The sequence below is a fragment of the Thermomicrobiales bacterium genome, from assembly GCA_023954495.1.
In the GTDB taxonomy this organism is placed as follows: Bacteria; Chloroflexota; Chloroflexia; order Thermomicrobiales; family CFX8; genus JAMLIA01.
This window is the reverse complement of sequence record JAMLIA010000059.1, coordinates 1-19,764: the sequence shown is the minus strand read 5'-3', so window position 1 is coordinate 19,764 and position 19,764 is coordinate 1. Positions and strand designations below refer to the sequence as shown.

Sequence of the window (19,764 nt, the reverse complement as noted above, 5' to 3'; positions counted from 1 at the left end):
GTCCGAGCATGCGCGCCTTTAGCATCGGCGCGAGGACCGTCTTGATGAGCGTCTGGCCGGTCTTGAAGTCCTTGCCGCAGATCGGCACGTCCTGTGCGATGGCCAGGTCGACGAGTGCAGGAATGTCGGACGTCAGGTTCGGCGCACCGTTGGCGAAGGGGATGCCCTCCTGCAGCGCCGCGTAGGCGTACAACATCGACGGGGCGATGGTCTGGTCGTTGTCGCCGAGCGCGGCCAGGAACGCTTCGAGATCGACGTGATCGGGGCCCTGCTCCATGAAGATCTCAGTCGAGGCGCACCAGATCATGACCAGTCGGTCGCAGTTGTTCGCCGCCTTGAATGCGCGGATGTCTGCGCGAATCTGTTCGGCCATGTCCATCTTTGAGCCCTGGATAACGTTCGGTCCGTCGAGGCGCTTGACATAGAACTGATCGAATGCGGCCGGCATCGGCGTGATTGATTTCAGGTAGTCGGCGATTGGCTCGATGTGCTCGTGGCGATCGAGGACGCCGCACTTCAGCGCTGCTTCGTAGGCGTTGTCGGGAAACGGATCCCAGGCACCGAAGACGATGTCGTCGAGGTTGGCCAGCGGGACGAAGTCGCGGATGAGCGGCGACTGGTTGTCGGTGCGCTTGCCGACGCGGATGGTGCCCATCTGGGTGAGCGAGCCGACTGGGCTGCCGCTGCCGCGCCGAGCGTGTTCGACGCCTGAGATGAATGTCGTCGCCACGGCGCCCAGGCCGACGAGCAGGATGCCGAGCTTTCCCTCAGCAGGCTGGATCGGATTTGGTTTGGCTTCGACGAAGTCGCGTGCTTCCAAGGTCACACCTCTCAGCCGGGCGAGCGACATCAGCGGCACTTGCCATTGCGCTGGTACTCGTCCGGTTTTGGCCCAATGTTCGATTGTGCTCTGCCGCTTACCGAGCAGGGCGGCAAGTGCGCTCTGTCCACCAAAGCGCTTGATGATCCGCTCAGCGGCGTTCAGTCCGTCTTCCATGAGAAGCAGGATAACGATTTTTTCGTTACGTTGCAAGACGGAGTGGATGGAGCGTCAGGGTCGATGCGAATCAGGAGCGTGCAGAGGTATTGTTGAATGAGTTGAGGATTATGAATCGCCGTGTGGTCGGTAACGGTAGTCACTCCCGATTCCTGCAATCTCGAGTACGCACGCGAGAGATCTCCCACCCATTCGATGCGGTCCAACGCATGAGAGATTTCTCGCTGAGGCTCGAAATGACAGAATTCGGTGATGGGTGCCGATCCACCATGGTGGACAATCCGGCGCTGCCATCCGAGGCACGGCACCCCTCAACCGAACCTACATCGGCTCTTTCAGCTTGGCCGGGTCGCCGCCGCAGGCGAGGTAGAAGGCGTTGTACATGTACCACTGGCGGCGGAGCGATTCGCGGTCGTCGTAGCCGCCTTCCAGCATCATGCGCTTGAACCCGTTGGCCAGCGCATGCAGGCCGCGCGACTCGGGTGTCAGGTCCTTGTTTGGCGTATCTGCTCCGCGGACGATGCGCGCGACCTCATTGAGTGCTTCATCATCCTTCGGCCCGTGTGCCTTCAGGATCGCGTCGAACGAGCATTCGTCGCCGTGGTGGCCCATCTCGACGCCGGGGACGTCAAACGGGATCGCGTTCTCACGCTCGGCGACAGCCATCACCTGATCGGTCGGCACGTACAGCAGTGTGGCTTCGGGGTCGATGAACGACAGGATGAGCCAACTGCTGGAAACGCGGTCGACGCGGATGCTTTCGCGGGTTACCCATTTTGTAGTCATGGATTGTCCTTTCAGTATCGCCAGCGAGGATAGCGCCTCTCGCAGATGGTGTCACCACCTGAGAGTCTGGCGAGATCTTGACAGTCCGGCGACAATGACGCGACGTACGATTGCACGATCTCAATGTCAAAGGTGGCGCAGCGTGTCCGAAGTTGAATCTCCGATCCAGGTTGTCCAGCACCCGTTTCTCTTCCGATTGCTCCAGGTTCGCCGTTCCGAGCGGATCGCTCCGCACATGGTGCGGGTGACGCTGGAAGGCGAGACTCTGGCGGGCTTCCGCTCGGACGCAGCCGACGATGGCGCGCGCCTGTTTTTCCCGGCCGACCCGACCGACGCGTCGTGGGTACCGGAGGTCGATGGCTCCAAGCTGGTGTTTGCCGAAGGGATGCGCCCGCCGGGTCGCGAGTTCACGCCGCGTCGCTACGATGCCGAGGCCGGCGAGGTCGACTTCGACTTTGTCGTCCATGAAGGTGGCGCTGCCTCAACCTGGGCAGCGAACGCCCAGCCCGGCCACTACCTGGGCTGCAGCGGTCCGCGCCGCTCGCGGATGCTGACCGGCCAGATCGACGGCTATGTGCTGGCCGGTGACGAGACGGGCCTGCCCTCGATTGCGCGACGCATGGAGGATCTGCCGGCCGGTGTGCCGGTCATCGCTGTCATCGAGGTGGCGAACGCGGACGAAGAGATCCCGATCACCACTGATGCCGCTGCGCAGGTTATCTGGCTGCATCGTGACGATGTGAAGGGCGACACCAGCAATCTGATTGCGGACACACTGCGGACGCTGGAGTTCCCGGAGGGCAACATCTTCTGCTGGGCGGCTGGCGAGGCGGTGTCGATGCGGCAGACGCGGCGCTATCTGCTGAATGAGCGCGGCATTCCCGAGGCGCGAGCGCGCTTCACTGGCTACTGGAAGCGCGCGGTGGAGAACTACGACCATCACCTGCCGCTGGATGAATAGCGTTTGCTGCGGGTTGCATCCGTTGCGCAGTCTGGTACACCTTGTAAGTTACACGCCGAATGGATCGTGTCACCAGTCGGTCGTCCGCATTGCGACCTCGCATTACCGCACTGACGAAGGGGGATCCGTGTGATCCCAGCAGACAACGTAACCCAGGCTGATTCGTTCGAGCAGCAGGGAACGCAACCATTACAGCCGGTGAAGCCTGTGAGCCGTTGGCGATCGTTTCTCCCAACAATCCGGTTTGCCCTGATCTGCGCTGCGCTCTTCTTCGGCATTCGCACGGTCGCGCCGACCTACGCGATCGAGGGCGAGAGCATGTCGCCGACATTCCACAACGGCAACCGCGTCATTCTCAACGGTGCCTATCGCTTCCAGACACCGCATCGCGGCGACGTGATCGTGTTCGATCCGCCGGTCCAGAGCAACGAGCCGTACATCAAGCGAGTGATCGGCCTGCCGGGCGACCACATCGTGATCGAGAACGGCGAGGTGACAATCAACGGTGAGCCGCTCGCTGAGGAATACCTGCAGGGCGTCCACACCACCTGCTTCCATACCGCCTACTGCGACATCACGGTGCCGGATGGCATGATCTACGTCCTCGGCGACAACCGCCCCAACAGCAGCGACTCGCGCCTGTTCGGACCGGTCGATGAGGACGCGATCATCGGCAAGGTGATGGTCAGCATCTGGCCACCAGACGCCATCAGCATCGGCTCGTAACGGCTCGCTCACGGTACATAACCCACGCCACCTGCTGTTGCAATCATCCGGACGTGCGCCGTTGATTCGCAACTCCAGGTTGCGCATGCTCCGGAGATACAACCCTCGTCCGACGCAGACCAGAAACAGCGTATCTGCCTTCAGGACATGACGGTCGTCGGCAGGGATGCCTGCACGTCTATGGCGATCTTGGTCTACCATGCCGGTGTAACACGCATTGTCCAGCAATCTCAGAACGATAGGGGAGCGGATGCAACCACTGGCTGGCGTCTACGCGATCCTGACGACGCCGTTTCTGTCCGACGGCATACTCGACGAGCCGGGCTTGCGTCGCCTCGTCGAAGCTGCGATCGCCGCTGGCGTCGACGGCCTGACTGCACTCGGCGTGGCCGGCGAGGCGCATAAGCTGACCGAGTTGGAGCGCGAGCGCGTCGTCGAACTGACCATCGCCACCGTTGCAGGTCGGGTTCCGGTCATCATCGGTGCCAGCCGCGAATCGACCGAGGCGACGATCGAGTCCTGCCGCGCTGCCGAGCGTGCTGGTGCAGCCGGCGTAATGGTCGCGCCGCCGACGTTCGTCGCTCCCGGCCCCGGCCTCACCCGCCACTTCGCCCGCATCAGCGACGCTGTCCCGTTGCCGATGACCCTGCAGGACTTTCCGCCGGTGAATGGCGTGACGCTGTCTCCGTCTGACATGGCCGGCCTGGTCGAGGCTGCGCCGACGATCGTCACGGTCAAGCTGGAGGACCCGCCAACGCCGCAACGCATCGCTCAACTTGTCGAGCTGCTTGGGGATCGTGACGTCTCGATTGTCGGTGGGGCGGGCGGGCTGTATTTGCTGGACGAGCTGCGCCGCGGTGCACGCGGCACGATGACCGGCTTTGCCTACCCGGAGGTGCTGGTGCGCATCTGGACGGGCTGGAAATCAGGTGACCACGCGGCAGCAGCCGATTGCTACTATCGGTACTTGCCACTGCTCGTCTTCGAGGGCCAGCCGAAGCTCGGTGTGGCGATTCGCAAGGAGATCCTGCGCCGACGCGGCCTGATCGCGAACGCGCTGGTGCGACAGCCCGGACCGCAGCTTGTGCCGCCGATTCTCGACGATCTGGAGCAGACGCTGACCTGGCTTGGGATGGATGACGAGTTCCCGCCACTGGCGGGAGAGGGGGACCGATGACCGATCGACCGACCGGCTACCTCAGCACCGCGGCTGTTGACGCCCTGCAGCGCGTCAGCACTGCGACACTGACCTCGCAGATGCTGAAACGCGGATTCCGCAATACGTTCATGGTCGGCGTCGCGCCGGTGCGGCCCGATCTGCGGATGGTCGGCTACGCCTTCACCCTGCGCTACGTGCCGATGCGCGAAGACCTTGACCTCGGGCCAATTGACAACACCACTAGCGTCCAGCGCATCGCCGTCGAGTCGGTCGGGCAGGACGACGTGCTCGTCATCGACGCGCGCGGCGACAACGATGCTGGTGTCCTCGGCGACATCCTGTCGACCCGCATGCGCGTGCGTGGCGCGGTCGGGCTGGTGACGGACGGCGCGCTGCGCGACGTCCCCGCCTTCCGCGAGCTGGACTGGCCGACCTACTGCACCGGGGCCCACGCCAGCCAGAGCGCAGCACGCCATCATCCGGCAGATATGAACGTGCCCATCGGCTGCGGCGGCGTGCTCGTCATGCCCGGCGATGTCATCGTCGGCGACGCCGAAGGGGTCGTTGTCCTGCCTCAGCACCTGGCCGAAGAGGTCGCGCTGGCCGCGCTGGATCAGGAAGAGATTGAAGCGTTCGTGCTGACAAAGATCCAGAAAGGTGCGTCGATCCTCGGCACCTACCCGCCGGACGACGCGACAAGAGCGGAGTTTGAGCAGCAGCGCAGCTAAATCACCTCCAGCCCGTTCGCGTCCGGTAGCGGTGGGAACGGGGCGTGCGGCTCGGACTGGTACCAGAAGGCAGTTGAGGCGATGTCGTCCTGCAGCGGCAGGTAGCGGCGCTCGCCGCCGACCGGCGTGCGCCAGCCGAGCGCCTGAATCGTGACGCGCAGGTCGGTGGCGAAGCGGATCGGGTCAGGGACATGCCAGCGATAGAGCCCGAACCGTTGCTGGCTGGCGTAGAGTCCGTCTGGTCGGATCACCTGCGGCAGGCCGAGGTATGGCGTGGAGAAGGTGCCGTACTCACCGCGCGGGAACTCAAAGTTCCAGGCACCGCCGAAGTAGTCCTCGGTGCCGGTGCCGCAGATCGTCGGCCAGTCGATATCGCCGTCGAGGTAGAACTTGATCTCACCCTCGCCCCACCAGCGGTTGTTGTTGACGCCCCAGGCGAGGTAGGTGCCGACGTAGTGGCCCTGCCCGCGCACGTCATCCAGCAAGGTGTGCACCTCTTTGTAGGGCAGTGGGTTGCTGCGTCGCCACTGGGCGTGCAGGTAGGCGCGGTCGTCCTCGACTTCGGTCCGCGCATAGGTGATCTGGTAATAGAAGCCGGAGACGAGATCGGGCCGCAGGTTCTCGATGGTGATGCGTGCGTGCTTGCGAAACGGCATCTCCCAGTACGAGTTGAAGCCGCCGGCCGGGTTGACCGCCAGCGGCAGCGACGCGATGTTGCAGCGTTCGCCCCAGCCGTTGCAGAAGAAGTCGCCAAGGGGTGTTTCAATCGACGGCGCGTCCTCGTCATCCCAATAGCACCGCAGGACGAGGTGCCGCCAGGCGGTTGGCGTGACGGTCAGCCAGATGTGCTGGATCGCGCCCGGTCCGTCGATGTCGGCGAGCGTCACCGTCTCGTTGCCGGCAATCTGGATGCTGGGCGAGATCTTCCAGCCCTGGCCAAGCTCGCGTGCGGCGCGTGCGCCGGTGCCCTCGGTTGCCATGCCGCCTGCGCCCTTCGCGCCGGTCGGGTTCTCGGCTGAGATCGAGCGAGTTTGCGCCGCACTGAGACGGGAGAGATTCCCAAGGTGCATGCCAAGACCATTGAAATCGCCCACTACGCGCTCCTTCATCGTCCTGTATTGCGTTCAGATCGCGCATATGATCGCACAGTGAGCGGGGGCGGTTTAGGATATGGGGAGAAGAAGTCCACGTTGTACGAGGAAGGCGGGGCGGACGATGCCGGTTGAGACGCAGACATTGCCGGGCAGGATAACCCGCGGAGCAGATGGCGACGAGCTGGCGCGTGGCTGGTGCATCGTCGTGTATGAGATGGTCGGGCAGCACCTGCCGCTCGATGAGTGGCGCGGCGAAATCGCCGTCGATGCGGAATCGGTGCAGCGCCTCGTTGGTGCAGACGATCTCTATATCCACTTTCACCCTTATGGCGGTATCTACGAGCCGTGGCACGGGGCGGTGACGGTTGAGCCGGTCGGCGAAGACGACGATCCGAAGGGCCGTCGCTTGCGGCTGAACGCAGCGGGACCACTGACACGTTCGCGCTACTCGGCGGACGAGCTGCGCCACGGCTTTCCAGCGACGACCGACTAGAATCTCGCAGACTCGGGAAGGTGATCACGAATGAGCATGCAGGCTTCCGTCGATGCGTTTATCGGCGATGTGAAGACGATTCTGGATGAGCACGGTTCGAACGATGCCGGGCTGCAACGTATCGCCGACCGGATGGCGACGTTCGTCCGCGAGCCGGAGGTGCTGGCGAACCATGTCGATGTGAATGGGAATATCCACACCGGCCGGCAGTCCACGCCGCTATATACAGACGAGTCTGGTCTGACGCTTGTCCGCGCTCGTTTTGGTCCGGAGGGAATGACGCCAATCCACAATCACGGCACATGGGGGATCGTCGGCGTCTACCAGGGGCGCGACCAGTATCAGGTCTGGCGACGCCTGGACAGCGGCGATGGTGAGGGACACGCTCAGGTTGAGATGGTCGAGGAGCGCGTACTGGAGACCGGCGACGTTGCCATCATTCCGCATCCGCCGCAGGATATCCACGCGCAGATGGGCCATGGTGGCGAACCAATTTACGAATTTGTCCTGTTTGGCGCGAACGCGATGATTATCCCACGCCTCTATTTCGATCCTGAGGCGCAAACTGCGCGCCTGATGGAGCTTGCGAAGCGTTAGCTGCCGGCACGGCCGGGTCGCGCCAGTTACTGCCGACGCCCGCAGCTTCCCGCAGACGACGATGCGTCACGGTGCTGAGGTCGAGTCTGCGAACAGGACGAGCTTGATTTGCCCAACGATCACACACACAGGAGCCAATGAATGGTTGGAACGACACTGCGAAGCCGGGCCGATGTGCCGGTTGAGGACACCTGGGACCTGACATGCCCATCTTCCCGATCAGGCGACCTGGCTGGCTGCGATCGACGAGGTGCGCGCCGATATGCCGCGGCTGGCGGCGCTGCAGGGCACGATTGGCGACGGCGCGGGGCAACTGCTGGCCGTGCTGCGGCTGCAGGATTCGATGGGCGAACGGCTTGGGCGTATCTTCGGCTGGGCCGGACTGCGCAAGGACGAGGACAACAGCAACGCGGGGGCGATCGCGAACTACGATCGCGCCGTGAAGCTCAGCATCGACGCCGGCGAGGTTAACTCGTTCGTCGAGCCGGAGATCCTGGCGCTGCCGGACGGGACGATTGATGCCTATTTGACGGCCGAGCCGGACCTTGAGCTATATCGCCACGGCCTCGAAGATCTTTTGCGGCAGCGTGCGCATGTGCTGTCCGCTGATCAGGAGCGCTTGCTGGCTGCCGCCGGTGAGATGGCGATGGCACCGGGCCACATCTTCGACATGCTTAATGATGCCGACATGCGCTATGGCACCGTCACCGACGAGGCAGGTAACGACGTTGTGCTCACCAAGGGCAACTACTCGCGACTGATGGAGAGCAGAACGCGAAGTGTCCGGCAGCAGGCGTTCGCACAACTCCATCAGGAGTATCGCGACCACCGCAACGCGCTGGCGGCGATCTACGCGGCCAGCGTCAAGGCGGACGCGTTCTACGCGCGCGTGCACAACTATGGATCGTCGATCGAAGCGGCGCTTGCACCGCACAACATCCCGGTAACGGTCTACGACACGCTCATCGAGACGGTGAACAGCCGCCTCGACGTGCTGCATCGCTATATCGCCCTGCGCAAGAAGGTCCTCGGGCTGGATTCGCTGGGTGTCTACGACCTGTACGTGCCGATAGTCCCGGAGGTCGATCGCGAGTTCACCTACCAGCAGGGCGTCGATACCGTCCTCGGTGCGCTCGGCTCGCTTGGTGATGACTACCGTGCAACGCTGGCCGGTGGTTTCGATTCGCGCTGGGTCGATGTTTACGAGAACGTCGGCAAGTCGAGCGGTGCCTACTCGTGGGGCGTCTACGGCGTCCACCCGTTCATCCTGATGAACTGGTCCGGGCGGCTGCGCGATGTCTTCACACTGGCCCACGAGTCCGGCCACGCCATGCACTCGTACTACTCCAGCACGACACAACCGTACACCTATAGCCACTACACGCTCTTCGTCGCTGAGGTCGCGTCGACGGTCAACGAGCTGCTGATGAACGATGCGCTGCGACGGCAGACCGGCGACCGCGCGTTCGAGATGTATCTGGTGAACAACGCGCTGGAGGACATTCGCGGCACGCTCTTCCGCCAGACGATGTTCGCCGAGTTCGAGCGCTGGGCGCACGAGCGGGTTGAGGCCGGCGAGGCGCTGACGCCGGACCTGCTCGATCAGCACTACGCCGACCTCTGCGCGCGCTACTACGGGCCGGATGTCACAGTTGATGAGCATGTGGCAGCCGAGTGGTCGCGCATTCCGCATTTCTACCGCGCGTTCTACGTTTATCAGTACGCGACCGGCATCTCGGCAGCGGTCGCGCTCTCGCGCCAGATCATCGAGGAGGGCGAGCCCGCCCGGCAGCGCTACCGCGCGTTCCTGTCCGGCGGGTCGTCGCGCTACTCGCTCGACCTGCTCCGTGATGCCGGTGTTGATATGACAACGGCTGCGCCGGTCGAGCGCGCGCTGGATGCGTTCACTGCCCTGCTGGACGAGCTGGAGCGACTGCTGGACGGTGCCGCATGATCGGGGCGATGCTTCGGCGGGCGATCTGGGAATCGCCATTCGGTCGCGCCTATCTGCTGGCTGGAACCGACGGTCTGCTCCGGCTGGAGTTTCGCCGCGAGCAGCCCGACTGGTGGGTGAACTGGGCTCAACGCTGGGTTGGCCGCGATGCCGAGATCGTCGATGGTCCGGTGGCCGGAGCGGACGCCGTCGTCGAGCAGTCCATCGCCGAGCTGGATGCGTATGCGTCCGGTGATGTCCGCGAGTTCACGACGCCGCTCGATCCGCGTGGCACGCCGTTCCAGCAGGCAGTCTGGGCGGCGGTGCGCGCTGTGCCGTATGGGCAGACACGCAGCTACGGGCAGATCGCCGACCAGATCGGGCGGCCGAAGGCGGTGCGGGCAACTGGTGCGGCGAACGGTGCGAACCCGCTGTCGATCTACGTGCCCTGCCACCGCATCATTGGCGCAGACGGGTCATTGCGGGATTACGGTGGTGGGCTGGAGATCAAGGCCGCGCTGCTCGAAATGGAACATGCTCACGCGCCTGCCGTCTGATCAGGCTTCCGGTTGAGGCGTGTTGCCGTGTTCGGCGTGTGTCGTCCAGTTGCGCGCGGCGAGTGATGGCCCGACGGCGACGAGCGTAAACGCCACTGCCAGAATCACCAGCACGATGGCGTGGTGGGTGTGACTGATATGGGCGTCGATCACTGCGTCGTCAATGACCATGCGCGCCGCCGTGATCGTCAGGATGATCGCACCGACGAGGCTGAGCCACGGCAGCCGGTTCATCAGCCGGGCAATCAGCGTTGATGAGAACAGGATGATCGGCATCGAGGCCACCAGCCCGAAGATGAGCAGCGAGAGCGACCCCTCAGCTGCACCGCTGATGGCCAGAATGTTGTCGAGGCTCATCAACAGATCGGCGATGACGATCGTCTGAAACGCTCCCCAGACGGTTGTCGCCGCCTGGATATCCTGCTCGTCGCCTTCGTCACGCAGCAAGCGCCACGAGATCCAGACCAGCATCACCCCGCCAATTGCCTGCAGCAGCGGGATCTGCAGCAGCAGTCCGGCGATGATCGTGAAGAGCACGCGCAGGATGATCGCGCCGGCACCGCCCGCGAGGATCGCGCGTCGGCGTTCGCGCGGCGGCAGACGCCGCGACGCCATCGCGATGACGACTGCGTTGTCCCCGGATAGCAGGATGTTGATGATGATGATGGTGAGTGTGCCGGTGATGAGTGCGAGCGTCACAATACAGGCGACTCCGATGATCTGATGGGTGACCGCCCGCTACAGCGAGCGACCACCCGCAATACGAATAGTTAACGGTGGGCCACTCCAACGGAGAAGACCCGGTGGACGACGAAGATTGTCGCCAGCGCCGAGATGGCCACCAACGGAATATCGACGAGAACAAACTCCCAGGTGATGGCGAGCTCACCGCTGATCGCCGATGCGGCAACGCCAAACACGACGCTGAGAATGGCGATCACGACGGCGCGTACCTTCATCGATGCGACTCGCATGGCGATGAAGCCGACGAGAACGCCTGCGACGACGGGAAAGATCTCGTGCATGGTTGACTCCGTTCCCGAACCTGCCGCGACTGTCAAACAGCGACTGTCATACCACTGCGGGCGCTGGTTGTGAAGGTTTCATGACAAATCCATGACAGCACGATGATGTCAGATCGTCGGAGCAGCCAGTGCCTCCTCGGGGAGCTGGTCCAGCAGGGTCGTGGAAACGCCGAAGCGCTCGGCAATCAATCTCATTTGCGCAACACTCATGCCGGGAGCGGGGCGACCGGATGTGATGTCCAGCACCTCGTACGTTGCAGCAGCTTCGGTGTAGTCAATGAGGTCGACGGCTGCACTCGGGCCGCCGTCGGATCGCGCAACGACACCATGCTGCGCCCAGACGACCAGACGGTGCGTGCGCATCGCCTGCGTCGTCGCGTCTCCTTGCTCAGGAGTGCCGGGCGTAATGAATGGCACGACGCCGATGCCGTCTGCCAGCATGACCAGCGTCTCCGGCTGCCAACGCATCAGCTGCCGATTCATGCGTGGGCCATCCTGATAGGCGGGGATGTGCGAAAGCCAGGTGATCTTCGGTGGCTGGGCATGGACCACGGCGTGCAGGCGTGGCTGATCGCTGAGCGCCAGCGCGTGAATTCCCAGATGGCTGTCAATCTCGCTTGTCGGGCGGATCGACTCGTGCGCGCGATGCAGCGTCGCCGTACCGTCCGCATCCCAGACAACCGCGCAAAGCACGCGGTCCGGGTCACGCGCGAGGTCCGGCAAGCGCCGCCCGGTGCCGGTAATCAGCAGCACTCCGGGCGGCAGAGGCGGGCCAAAGTTGGCCGACGCATCAGTCGCAGCCGGCATTCGGCGGGTAAGGAATTCGTCCAGCCCGGGTGTGACCGCAGGGAGAAAGATGGAGACATTCCCGGCTGCCGCTTCGAGCGCTCCGAGTGCAGCCAGGCGCGCCACTGCGGCGGTCATGTCGCTGATCCAGGCATCAATTGTCATCGGCTCGTCCATCGTTGTCCCTCTCCTGTGCGGTATCTCTGATCGTGAGACAGATCGTAGTATGATCGACAGTTAGTCGGTTAGACCACGATGCCTGCATCCGCCCAGACGGACCCAGGAGTCTCGATGAGACACTGCTCGATTGCTTCACGCTCGGAGTCACGGATTATCCTGCATGCCTGAGCGCACATTCGACTTGCCAGTCTATCTGCGGTCGCTCATTGACGCTGTCCAGGATGGCTTCGTCATCCGCACGCTGGATGGCACGATCGTGGAGGTCAATCGCGCGTTTCTGGACCTGGTTGGCTACGAGCGCGAAGAGGTCATCAGGCAGCGCGCGCCGTACGACTGGTGGGTTGAGACTGCCGGTAACGAAGAGTTGGCGGCCATTGGCGACCGCTATCTGCGCGGCAGCGCCGCAGACGATCGGGTGCATTATCGTCGCAAGGACGGCGAGATCTTTCCTGCACTCGTCACCAGCAACCCACTCCGTGATGAGCACGGCACTATCGTCGGGTACATCGGCACATTCAAGGACATATCGGCATGGTCGTCAGTCGAGCAGCGGCTCTGGTTCCAGGCTCAGCTGATCGATCAGGTGCAGGCCGCCGTCATCGCCACCGATGCGGGCGGCAAGGTGCTGCTGTGGAGCACTGGTGCCGAGACGCTGTTTGGTTACCCGCGCGAGGAGATGCTCGGCCGCGACCTCACGCGGCTGCTGGTTGAGGCGACCGGCCACGAACGCGCGCAGGCGATTCTGACGCAACTCTCGGGGCACGAGCCCTGGGAGGGAGAGCTGAATGTCCCCCGCCGCGATGGAGGACGACTGCCGGTCCTCGCAGCCGTCTCATCGCTGTATGTCGATTCCGGCGAGTTGGCCGGCTTCGTCGTTGTCTCCGTCGACCTACGTGAACGCAAGCGCACCGAGTCGCGGATTGCGGCTCAGTACGAGGCTGCCCAGGTGCTGGCTAACTCCGACTCGCTGTCCGACGGTCTGCACGCTGTGATCGAGGCGGTCGGCAAGCGCATCGACTGGCAGGCCGGTCTGTTCTGGACACCCGATGCCGTAACGGAGACGCTGCAATGCATCGATGTTTGGAGCGCCCCCGGCGTTGAGATCTCCGACTTCGAGTTGGATTCGCGTCGCGGGCTTGGACAAGACGACCTGCCGGGTCGCGTCTGGCGGCTGCGCGAGCCAATCTGGATCGACGATGTCAGCCACGATCCGGAGTTCGAGCGCGCGGAAAGCGCCGCGACAGCCGGATTGCGGACGGCAATCGCGTTCCCGATCGAGGCCGAGGGTCGTCTCATTGGCGTCATGGAGCTGCTGTCGCAGGAACTCGAACCGCGCGACGATTCGCTGGTTGCGATGCTGATGACGATCGGTCGGCAGGTTGGTCAGTTCGTCGAGCGGCGTAAGGCGCTGGCGTCGTTGCGCGAGAGCGAGGGGCGCTTCCGCATGATGGCGGAGAGCGTGCCGGTCATGCTCTGGCTGACATCGCCGAGCGGCCACGTCGAATATCTCAACCGGGTCTGGCGCGACTTCACCGGCCGACCGTCTGAGCAGGATCTCGGCGACGGCTGGCTGGAAAACCTGCACCCCGACGATCGGTCAGATGTTACGGTGGCCTATCGTGAGGCGTTCGAATCGCAAACACCGTATGAGATCGAGTTTCGCCTGCGACGCTTTGATGGCGAATACCGCTGGGTGCTGGCGACCGGTATGCCGCGCTTCGACGCCGATGGTGTGTTCCGTGGATTCACCGGCTCCTGCCTCGACATTGATGAGCGGCGGCGTCACGAGACACATCAGCGCTTCCTCAGCGATGCAACGCGCGATCTGGCCTCCTCGCTGGATGTCAACCAGACGTTGAATAGCGTCGCGCGGCTGGCTGTGCCGACCATCGCCGAGTGGTGCGTGATCTATGGCATGGACACCGATGGCAATCTGCAGCACGAGGCAATGGCTCACGCCGGCATGGACTCGGACGCCGGTACATGCGACCAGGAACCGTTCGCGTACGCGCAGCAGCTCGACGCCGCGGTCGCTGATGCGGCGCGCATGCAGCAGCCGCGCATCTGTACGCTCGACGGCGACGTGTTCCAGCACGAACTGGACGACCTTGCAAGCGCGCCGGACCAATCCGCGACGGTCATGATCTCACCGATCATCGCGCGCGATCGCGTTCTGGGCGTGGTGGCGTTGGGGAGCAGCGGGCACGGTCGCCACTACGGCGAGGCCGACATGGCCCTGGCGCAGCATCTCGCGCGCCGAATCGCCGTAGCGATCGACAATTCGCGGCTCTATCAGGAGTCGCAGGAGTCGGCCCGCGCCCGTGATCAGTTCCTGGCCGTGGCTGCCCATGAGCTTCGGAGTCCGCTGACGTCAATGAAGGGTTTCGCTCAGCTCCTGTTGCGACGTGCGAACCGCAGTCAGGCGGGCGTCGAATGGCTTAGCCCGTTGGAGACGATTGATACTCAGGTCAACCGGATGGCCGAGCTGGTCAACCGCTTGCTGGATGTCTCGCGAATCGAGGAGAAGCGCCTGCAGCTCGTCCTCGGCGAGGCTGATCTGCGGCAGATCGTGACCAGCGCTGTCGTTGAGGCGCGTATGACCACGGAGAACCACACGGTTGAATACGTTGGTGTCGAAGAGCCGGTCGAGATGGCGCTCGACGCCACCCGCGTGACGCAGGTGCTGTCCAACTTGCTCGACAACGCGATCCGCTACAGCCCGGCAGACACGACCGTCTCAGTTAATCTCCAGGCAGACGAAGGCGCGGCGATCGTCTCCGTCCGCGATGAGGGTCCGGGTGTCCCCGATCATTTGCGGCAGCGATTGTTCGAGCGCTATTTCAGTGGTAGCAACTCGTTGCGCAGCTCTTCGGAGGGTCTGGGTCTCGGCCTCTACGTCGCGAGTGGCATCGTCGAGGCGCACGGCGGAATCATCTGGGTCGAGAGCGACGGTGAGAACGGGGCAACGTTCAACGTCCGCTTCCCGCGGATCGAGGTTCCGCCTGTTGAGGAGGAGGCGTGAGCGGAGGCCAGACCGACGCTCGCGATGTCGTCCCGCCATCGCTGCGGTCGTTCGTCGTTCCACCGCGCTTCGACGCAGCGACGTTCGACACCTACCAGCCCGACCCCGCCTACCCGTCACAGGCCCGCGCCCGCGATCGGTTAGTCGACGCGGTTGCTGAGCTGTCCAACGGCACGGCCCGTCGCGGGCTCATCAATCGATTCCGGCGCTCCAGCTCTGGTCCGAGCTGGCATGCGCTCTATCTCGATGGGCGTTTCGGCGTAGGCAAGACGCATCTGCTCGCCGCCGCCAACCACGCGACCGACGTGCCGAAGGCGTACTTGTCCTTTGCCGACCTGACCTATGCGGTCGGAGCGATGGGCATGACCGCTGCGGTCGAGCTGTTGGGACAGGCGCAGCTCATCTGTCTGGATGAGTTTGAGCTGGACGATCCGGGTAACACCATGCTGTCCACGTCGTTTGTGCGTGCGGTGCTGGATCGTGGTTCGCGTCTGATCGTCACCTCCAACACGTTGCCTGGTGAGCTGGGTAAAGGGCGATTCAGTGCGGACGAGTTTCAGCGCGAGATCGGGACGCTCGCCGCACTCTTCGAGTCCATTCGCATTGATGGCGATGACTACCGCCAGCGGCGCTTCGGCGCGAACGATACGCTGCCACGGATCGTGTCATCCGCGATGCTCGACCACGTGCCCGACGTGCTGCGCTGGTCCGATCTTCAGCACATGCTGATCACGGTGCCGCCGTTGCACTTCAGTGATCTTATTCAGCGCTACGCCAGCTTGGCGATTGATGGCCTCGCGCCGCTCACCGATCAGGATATGGCCCTGCGCTTCGTTCACTTCATCGACAAGGTCTATGACCGTGGTATGCCGCTGCTGGTTTCCAGTGATTGCCAGCCGGACGATCTGTTCCCGCCGAGTTACGGTTACGGCGGGTTCGAGCGCAAGTTCCGGCGCTGCCAGTCGCGCTTGCACGAGATGCTGGCCCAGCCGCTATCCCGGCTGACCGGAGCAGAGCTTGGTGAGGAGGTAGCTGGTGAAGATTCGCGCTGACGCCGATTGCCCACTGGAGATCTGGCGCGACGGCGTCGAAACGCGGATGTACGCCTCTGCCGAAGCCGGCGCCGGTCAGCTCACCGTCTTCGAGCAGTGGTGCGCGCCGGGTAATGGCGCGCCGTCGCATCTCCACGCGGTCGAAGAGGTCCTCCGCATTGTTGCCGGCACAGCCGAAGCTTGGGTTGGCGATGAGCGCCAGACAGTGACTGCGCCGGCCAGCGTCCTGATCCCCGCAGGGATCGTCCACGGCTTCCGCAATATCGGTGAGACAACGCTGCAGGTCCTCGCCGTCCTCGCCGAGCCAGTCTTCGAGGCACGCTACATCGACCCGGAACGCGATGTCCGCCGCTGGCCGCCGAACTGATGAACTGCACAGAACGGGTTTGGGAGCGGCACGCTCATGCGTGCGTCGTTTCCTGCAGTACCAGATCGCGCGCGTCGAGGACTGCTTGCTGGAGGATTTCGACGTCGGATTGCGTCGTCGCCCAGTTGTCGAAGGCGGCGCGGATTGCGTATTGGCCGCGCCAGCTGGTGCCGGTGACGAACGCGCGGCCATCGCGCTGGATTGCGGCGGCTACTTCGGCGTTCAGTGCGTCGAGCTGGGTGGCGGCCAAGTCCGGCGCGACGACGCGGAAGCAGACGATGTTCAGCGGCACCGGGGCGAGGAGCTCAATTCCGGGCGTCGACTCGACCCACTCGCCGAACGATCCGGCGTTGGAGCAGCAGCGTTCGACCAGATCGCGGTAGCCGTCCCGCCCGTACGCCTTCAGTGCGCACCAGGCCGGCAGTGCGCGGAAGCGGCGCGACATCTCCGGTACGTGCGAGGCGGGTTCCCAGCCGGTGTCGGCAGCCGGGGCGATGTATGGGCCGATGGCGTTGAACGCGGCGCGCAACATGTCGACATCGCGGACGAACGCGAAGCCGGAGTCGTAGGGCACGTTGAGCCACTTGTGGCCATCGGCAGCGACCGAGTTTGCCTGCTCGATACCAGCGACGAGTGGCCGGAGTTGTGGTGATGCAGCGGCGAACAGCCCGAACGCGCCATCGACGTGCAGCCAGACGCCCGGCGCGTGTGCGCGGCAGATCGCAGCGGCCTTGTCGATTGCATCGAACGCACCGGTATTCACCTCGCCTGCGTTGGCAATGACGATTGCTGGTCCGTCGAGCGCTTCGAGGGCTGCGCGGAGCTCGTCCAGATCGATCGCGCCGCCAGGTGCGGCAATCTCCTGCACGCTGGCGCGACCAATGCCCAGCGTGCCGAGCGCCTTACGGGCGCTGGCATGGATCTCGGTCGATGAAATCACCGGAATTGGCGGGTGACCGGCCAGACCATCGAGCGCCGGATCGAATCCGAGCTGATTACCGGCCCACTGACGTGCGGCAGCGAGGCCGACGAGGTTCGACATCGTTGCCCCGCTGGTGATCGCGCCGTGCCACTCGGTCGGCAAGTGGAACAACGACTTGAGCCAGTCGAGAACAACCAGCTCGGTCTGTGCCGCTGCCGGACTGGAGAGCCAGAAGCCCGCGTTCTGGTCGATCGCTGAGGCGAGCCAGTCTCCGGCGAGCGCCGCCGGTGTTGAGCCGCCGTTGACAAAGCCAAAGAAGCGCGGACCGGGCGAAGCGACGATGCCGCCCCTGGCGCGATCGAGCCACGCCTGCACGACGTCGCGCGCGTCGGTGCCGTGCTCGGGCAACGGCTCGTTGAGCAACTCGGCCATCTCTGTCGGCCCGATACGTCTGCTGACCGGCTGCGTTGCCAGGCGACGAACCCACTCGCGCGCGGTTTCAGATGCCTGTTCGAGGACAGCGTCAGCATCAGCAAACGGATCGGTTGACCGGCTCATTGGTGTTCTCCTTCCGGACCGGACGCGGCCCGCACGAGGGCAATTGGCTATACACTGCCCCAGCGACCATCATACGGGAGGAGAATGCGCAATGCCTGTCACGCACCTTGAGGTGCTAAGCCGCGAACCATTTGCCGACGGGGCGTCATTCGGCGACGCTGGGACATACGAACGCATCGACGCGAGACTGCACTTCGCCGTCGATCCGGAGAATCCGGCCAATCAGGCCATCGTTGACCTGGCACTCGCGCCGCGCGACGAGAATGGTCGGGTCAGGTTCACGTCCGACTTCTGCCTGCTGCGTCCGGCTGATCCGGCGCTCGGCAATCGGCGGCTGTTCCTGGAGGTGCCGAACCGCGGGCGCAAGCTGCTGAATGGTCAGCTCAATCGCGCTGCCGCGACACCGACGCCCACGCGCGATATTCCGGCGGGTGACGGGTTCCTCTTCCGGCACGGCTACGCTGTGGCCTGGATCGGCTGGCAGTGGGATGTCGTCCGCAGCGATGCACTGATGGGTCTGGAGCCACCGATTGCTCAGCAGGATGGCAAGCCGATTCCCGGTCAGATCGCGCTACGCTTCCAGCCCAGCCTTGCTCACGACGTGCATCTGCTGGCTGACCGCGTCCATCACCCGTATCCGGCAGCAGATACCGACGAGGCCGACGCCACGCTGACCGTCCGCGATTTCGACGACGACCCGCCGCGCACCATCCCGCGCGACCAGTGGCGGTTTGCCCGTGAGGAAGACGGCGCGCTGGTTGCTGATGCCGAGCACTTCTGGCTCGATGGCGGCTTCGTACCTGGCAAGATCTACGAGCTTGTCTACACGACGAATCACTCGCCCGTTGTTGGCGCGGGCCTGCTGGCGATCCGCGACATCGCGTCGTTCCTGAAGTACGACGCGACGCCGGAGAATCCGCTGGCCGGTGCGCTCGACTTTGTCTATGGATTTGGCGTCTCGCAGGATGGCCGACTCCTACGCCACTTCCTCTCGCTCGGGCTCAACCTCGACGAGGAGGGACGGCAGGTCTTCGACGGCCTGATGCCGCACGTCGGCGGCGGTCGGCGCGGCGAGTTCAATCACCGCTTCGCCCAGCCCTCGGTGCAGTACACACCCGGCTTCGGCCACCTCGGCCCGTTCGACGACGCCAGTCTGCTGGAGCGCCAGCGTGCCGTCGGGGGCAGTCCGAAGGTGATTCAGACGAACTCGTCTGCCGAATACTGGCGCGGCGACTGCGCGCTGATGCACATCGCCACCGACGGCTCGCACGACCTGCCGCCCGACCCAGAGACGCGCATCTACCACTTCGCCAGTACACAGCACGGCCCGGGCGGCCTGCCGCTGAACCGTGAGAATGCCGCCGATGGCGCGAAGGGGCGCTACTGGTTCAATACGCTGGACTACACGCCGCTGCTGCGCGCCGCGCTGGTGAACCTTGACACGTGGGTGAGTGGCGGCGACGTGCCGCCGGAGAGTGCCCACCCGCGTCTGGTTGATGGCACGGCGGTGTCGCGCGCGACGGCGCTGGACGGCGTGCCGCCGATCCCTGATCTGCACCTGCCTGACCCGGACAAAATCCTGCGCATTCGCCGCGTCGATCTCGGCGAGCGTGCGGCTGAGGGCGTCGGCACCTACCCGACGGTCGAGGGCGAGCGCTACCCGACGTTCGTTTCGGCGGTCGATACGGATGGCAATGAGGTGGCCGGACTGCGACTGCCGGATCTGACCGTGCCGGTGTCAACGCTCTTCGGCTGGAACCCGCGCGCGCCAGAGACTGGTGCCGAGGATCTGATCGTCCCGATGCAGGGCACGACACTTTT

General features: G+C 64.1%; 19 protein-coding genes. 12 read left to right on the top strand and 7 right to left on the bottom strand.

Annotated features, from left to right (window positions below; genetic code table 11):
* A partial coding sequence (locus M9890_11360; GenBank protein ID MCO5177547.1) for an inositol-3-phosphate synthase occupies nt 1-997 on the bottom strand: 997 nt, incomplete at its 3' end.
* 321 nt (nt 998-1,318) lie between these two features.
* Complete coding sequence (locus tag M9890_11355; GenBank protein MCO5177546.1) at nt 1,319-1,783, bottom strand: chromate resistance protein; 465 nt, start codon at nt 1,781-1,783, stop codon at nt 1,319-1,321.
* 142 nt (nt 1,784-1,925) lie between these two features.
* Between M9890_11355 and M9890_11350 the strand changes: the two genes are divergently transcribed.
* The 4 genes from M9890_11350 (at nt 1,926) to M9890_11335 (ending at nt 5,357) form a co-directional block, all read left to right on the top strand.
* Nucleotides 1,926-2,744: a siderophore-interacting protein gene (locus M9890_11350; protein MCO5177545.1), complete on the top strand. Its 819-nt coding sequence runs from the start codon at nt 1,926-1,928 to the stop codon at nt 2,742-2,744.
* A 207-nt stretch (nt 2,745-2,951) separates the two neighbouring features.
* On the top strand, nt 2,952-3,470 hold the full coding sequence (gene lepB / locus M9890_11345; protein ID MCO5177544.1) for a signal peptidase I: 519 nt from the start codon (nt 2,952-2,954) through the stop codon (nt 3,468-3,470).
* Nucleotides 3,471-3,720: 250 nt separating this feature from the next.
* The gene (locus M9890_11340; protein ID MCO5177543.1) at nt 3,721-4,647 is read left to right on the top strand and encodes a dihydrodipicolinate synthase family protein; all 927 of its coding nucleotides are present in this window, start codon (nt 3,721-3,723) and stop codon (nt 4,645-4,647) included.
* Nucleotides 4,644-5,357, top strand: a complete 714-nt coding sequence (locus tag M9890_11335; protein ID MCO5177542.1) for a ribonuclease activity regulator RraA — start codon at nt 4,644-4,646, stop codon at nt 5,355-5,357. Before M9890_11340 ends, M9890_11335 begins: the two co-directional genes overlap by 4 nt.
* On the opposite strand, the gene M9890_11330 is transcribed toward M9890_11335, so the two are convergent.
* Nucleotides 5,354-6,451, bottom strand: coding sequence for a DUF2961 domain-containing protein (locus tag M9890_11330; protein ID MCO5177541.1), 1,098 nt, complete (start codon nt 6,449-6,451; stop codon nt 5,354-5,356). The genes M9890_11335 and M9890_11330 overlap by 4 nt on opposite strands.
* A 121-nt stretch (nt 6,452-6,572) precedes the next feature.
* On the opposite strand from M9890_11330, the gene M9890_11325 reads away from it, so the two are divergent.
* The 4 genes from M9890_11325 to M9890_11310 all read left to right on the top strand — a co-directional run bounded on the left by M9890_11325 (nt 6,573) and on the right by M9890_11310 (nt 10,031).
* The gene (locus M9890_11325) at nt 6,573-6,944 is read left to right on the top strand and encodes a hypothetical protein (protein MCO5177540.1); all 372 of its coding nucleotides are present in this window, start codon (nt 6,573-6,575) and stop codon (nt 6,942-6,944) included.
* 30 nt (nt 6,945-6,974) lie between these two features.
* A complete protein-coding gene (locus M9890_11320; protein ID MCO5177539.1) occupies nt 6,975-7,541 on the top strand; it encodes a hypothetical protein in 567 nt (188 codons plus the stop codon).
* A gap of 262 nt (nt 7,542-7,803) precedes the next feature.
* Complete coding sequence (gene pepF, locus M9890_11315; GenBank protein ID MCO5177538.1) at nt 7,804-9,495, top strand: oligoendopeptidase F; 1,692 nt, start codon at nt 7,804-7,806, stop codon at nt 9,493-9,495.
* On the top strand, nt 9,492-10,031 hold the full coding sequence (locus tag M9890_11310) for a methylated-DNA--[protein]-cysteine S-methyltransferase (protein MCO5177537.1): 540 nt from the start codon (nt 9,492-9,494) through the stop codon (nt 10,029-10,031). The genes pepF and M9890_11310 overlap by 4 nt, the downstream gene beginning before the upstream one ends.
* Here the strand turns inward: M9890_11310 and M9890_11305 are convergent, their stop codons facing one another.
* From M9890_11305 to M9890_11295, 3 genes are all read right to left on the bottom strand, one after another.
* Nucleotides 10,032-10,730 (bottom strand): YjbE family putative metal transport protein, encoded by a 699-nt coding sequence (locus M9890_11305; protein ID MCO5177536.1) that lies wholly within the window; start codon nt 10,728-10,730, stop codon nt 10,032-10,034. It lies immediately after the preceding gene.
* A 71-nt stretch (nt 10,731-10,801) separates the two neighbouring features.
* A complete protein-coding gene (locus M9890_11300) occupies nt 10,802-11,056 on the bottom strand; it encodes a hypothetical protein (GenBank protein MCO5177535.1) in 255 nt (84 codons plus the stop codon).
* Between the two features lie 108 nt (nt 11,057-11,164).
* Nucleotides 11,165-12,019, bottom strand: a complete 855-nt coding sequence (locus tag M9890_11295) for a class II aldolase/adducin family protein (protein MCO5177534.1) — start codon at nt 12,017-12,019, stop codon at nt 11,165-11,167.
* A gap of 163 nt (nt 12,020-12,182) precedes the next feature.
* On the opposite strand from M9890_11295, the gene M9890_11290 reads away from it, so the two are divergent.
* From M9890_11290 to M9890_11280, 3 genes are read left to right on the top strand one after another with little or no spacing between them, the layout of a single operon-like run.
* On the top strand, nt 12,183-15,044 hold the full coding sequence (locus tag M9890_11290) for a PAS domain S-box protein (GenBank protein ID MCO5177533.1): 2,862 nt from the start codon (nt 12,183-12,185) through the stop codon (nt 15,042-15,044).
* On the top strand, nt 15,041-16,096 hold the full coding sequence (gene zapE, locus M9890_11285; protein ID MCO5177532.1) for a cell division protein ZapE: 1,056 nt from the start codon (nt 15,041-15,043) through the stop codon (nt 16,094-16,096). The genes M9890_11290 and zapE overlap by 4 nt, the downstream gene beginning before the upstream one ends.
* Nucleotides 16,080-16,463: a cupin domain-containing protein gene (locus tag M9890_11280; protein MCO5177531.1), complete on the top strand. Its 384-nt coding sequence runs from the start codon at nt 16,080-16,082 to the stop codon at nt 16,461-16,463. Before zapE ends, M9890_11280 begins: the two co-directional genes overlap by 17 nt.
* A 34-nt stretch (nt 16,464-16,497) precedes the next feature.
* On the opposite strand, the gene M9890_11275 is transcribed toward M9890_11280, so the two are convergent.
* On the bottom strand, nt 16,498-17,943 hold the full coding sequence (locus tag M9890_11275) for a pyridoxal-dependent decarboxylase (protein ID MCO5177530.1): 1,446 nt from the start codon (nt 17,941-17,943) through the stop codon (nt 16,498-16,500).
* Between the two features lie 91 nt (nt 17,944-18,034).
* Here M9890_11275 and M9890_11270 point away from each other — a divergent pair.
* Nucleotides 18,035-19,764 (top strand): alpha/beta hydrolase domain-containing protein (locus M9890_11270; GenBank protein MCO5177529.1); only part of this gene is annotated, 1,730 nt, incomplete at its 3' end.

What these genes read in the sequence shown, in the direction of transcription:
- M9890_11340 (MCO5177543.1), top strand. Translation starts at nt 3,721, where the DNA reads ATGCAACCACTGGCTGGCGTCTACGCGATCCTGACGACGCCGTTTCTG.
- M9890_11325 (MCO5177540.1), top strand. Translation starts at nt 6,573, where the DNA reads ATGCCGGTTGAGACGCAGACATTGCCGGGCAGGATAACCCGCGGAGCA.
- M9890_11310 (MCO5177537.1), top strand. Translation starts at nt 9,492, where the DNA reads ATGATCGGGGCGATGCTTCGGCGGGCGATCTGGGAATCGCCATTCGGT.
- M9890_11290 (MCO5177533.1), top strand. Translation starts at nt 12,183, where the DNA reads ATGCCTGAGCGCACATTCGACTTGCCAGTCTATCTGCGGTCGCTCATT.
- M9890_11300 (MCO5177535.1), bottom strand. Translation starts at nt 11,056, where the DNA reads ATGCACGAGATCTTTCCCGTCGTCGCAGGCGTTCTCGTCGGCTTCATC.
- M9890_11275 (MCO5177530.1), bottom strand. Translation starts at nt 17,943, where the DNA reads ATGAGCCGGTCAACCGATCCGTTTGCTGATGCTGACGCTGTCCTCGAA.
- pepF (MCO5177538.1), top strand. Translation starts at nt 7,804, where the DNA reads ATGCCGCGGCTGGCGGCGCTGCAGGGCACGATTGGCGACGGCGCGGGG.
- M9890_11295 (MCO5177534.1), bottom strand. Translation starts at nt 12,019, where the DNA reads ATGGACGAGCCGATGACAATTGATGCCTGGATCAGCGACATGACCGCC.
- M9890_11320 (MCO5177539.1), top strand. Translation starts at nt 6,975, where the DNA reads ATGAGCATGCAGGCTTCCGTCGATGCGTTTATCGGCGATGTGAAGACG.
- M9890_11355 (MCO5177546.1), bottom strand. Translation starts at nt 1,783, where the DNA reads ATGACTACAAAATGGGTAACCCGCGAAAGCATCCGCGTCGACCGCGTT.
- M9890_11335 (MCO5177542.1), top strand. Translation starts at nt 4,644, where the DNA reads ATGACCGATCGACCGACCGGCTACCTCAGCACCGCGGCTGTTGACGCC.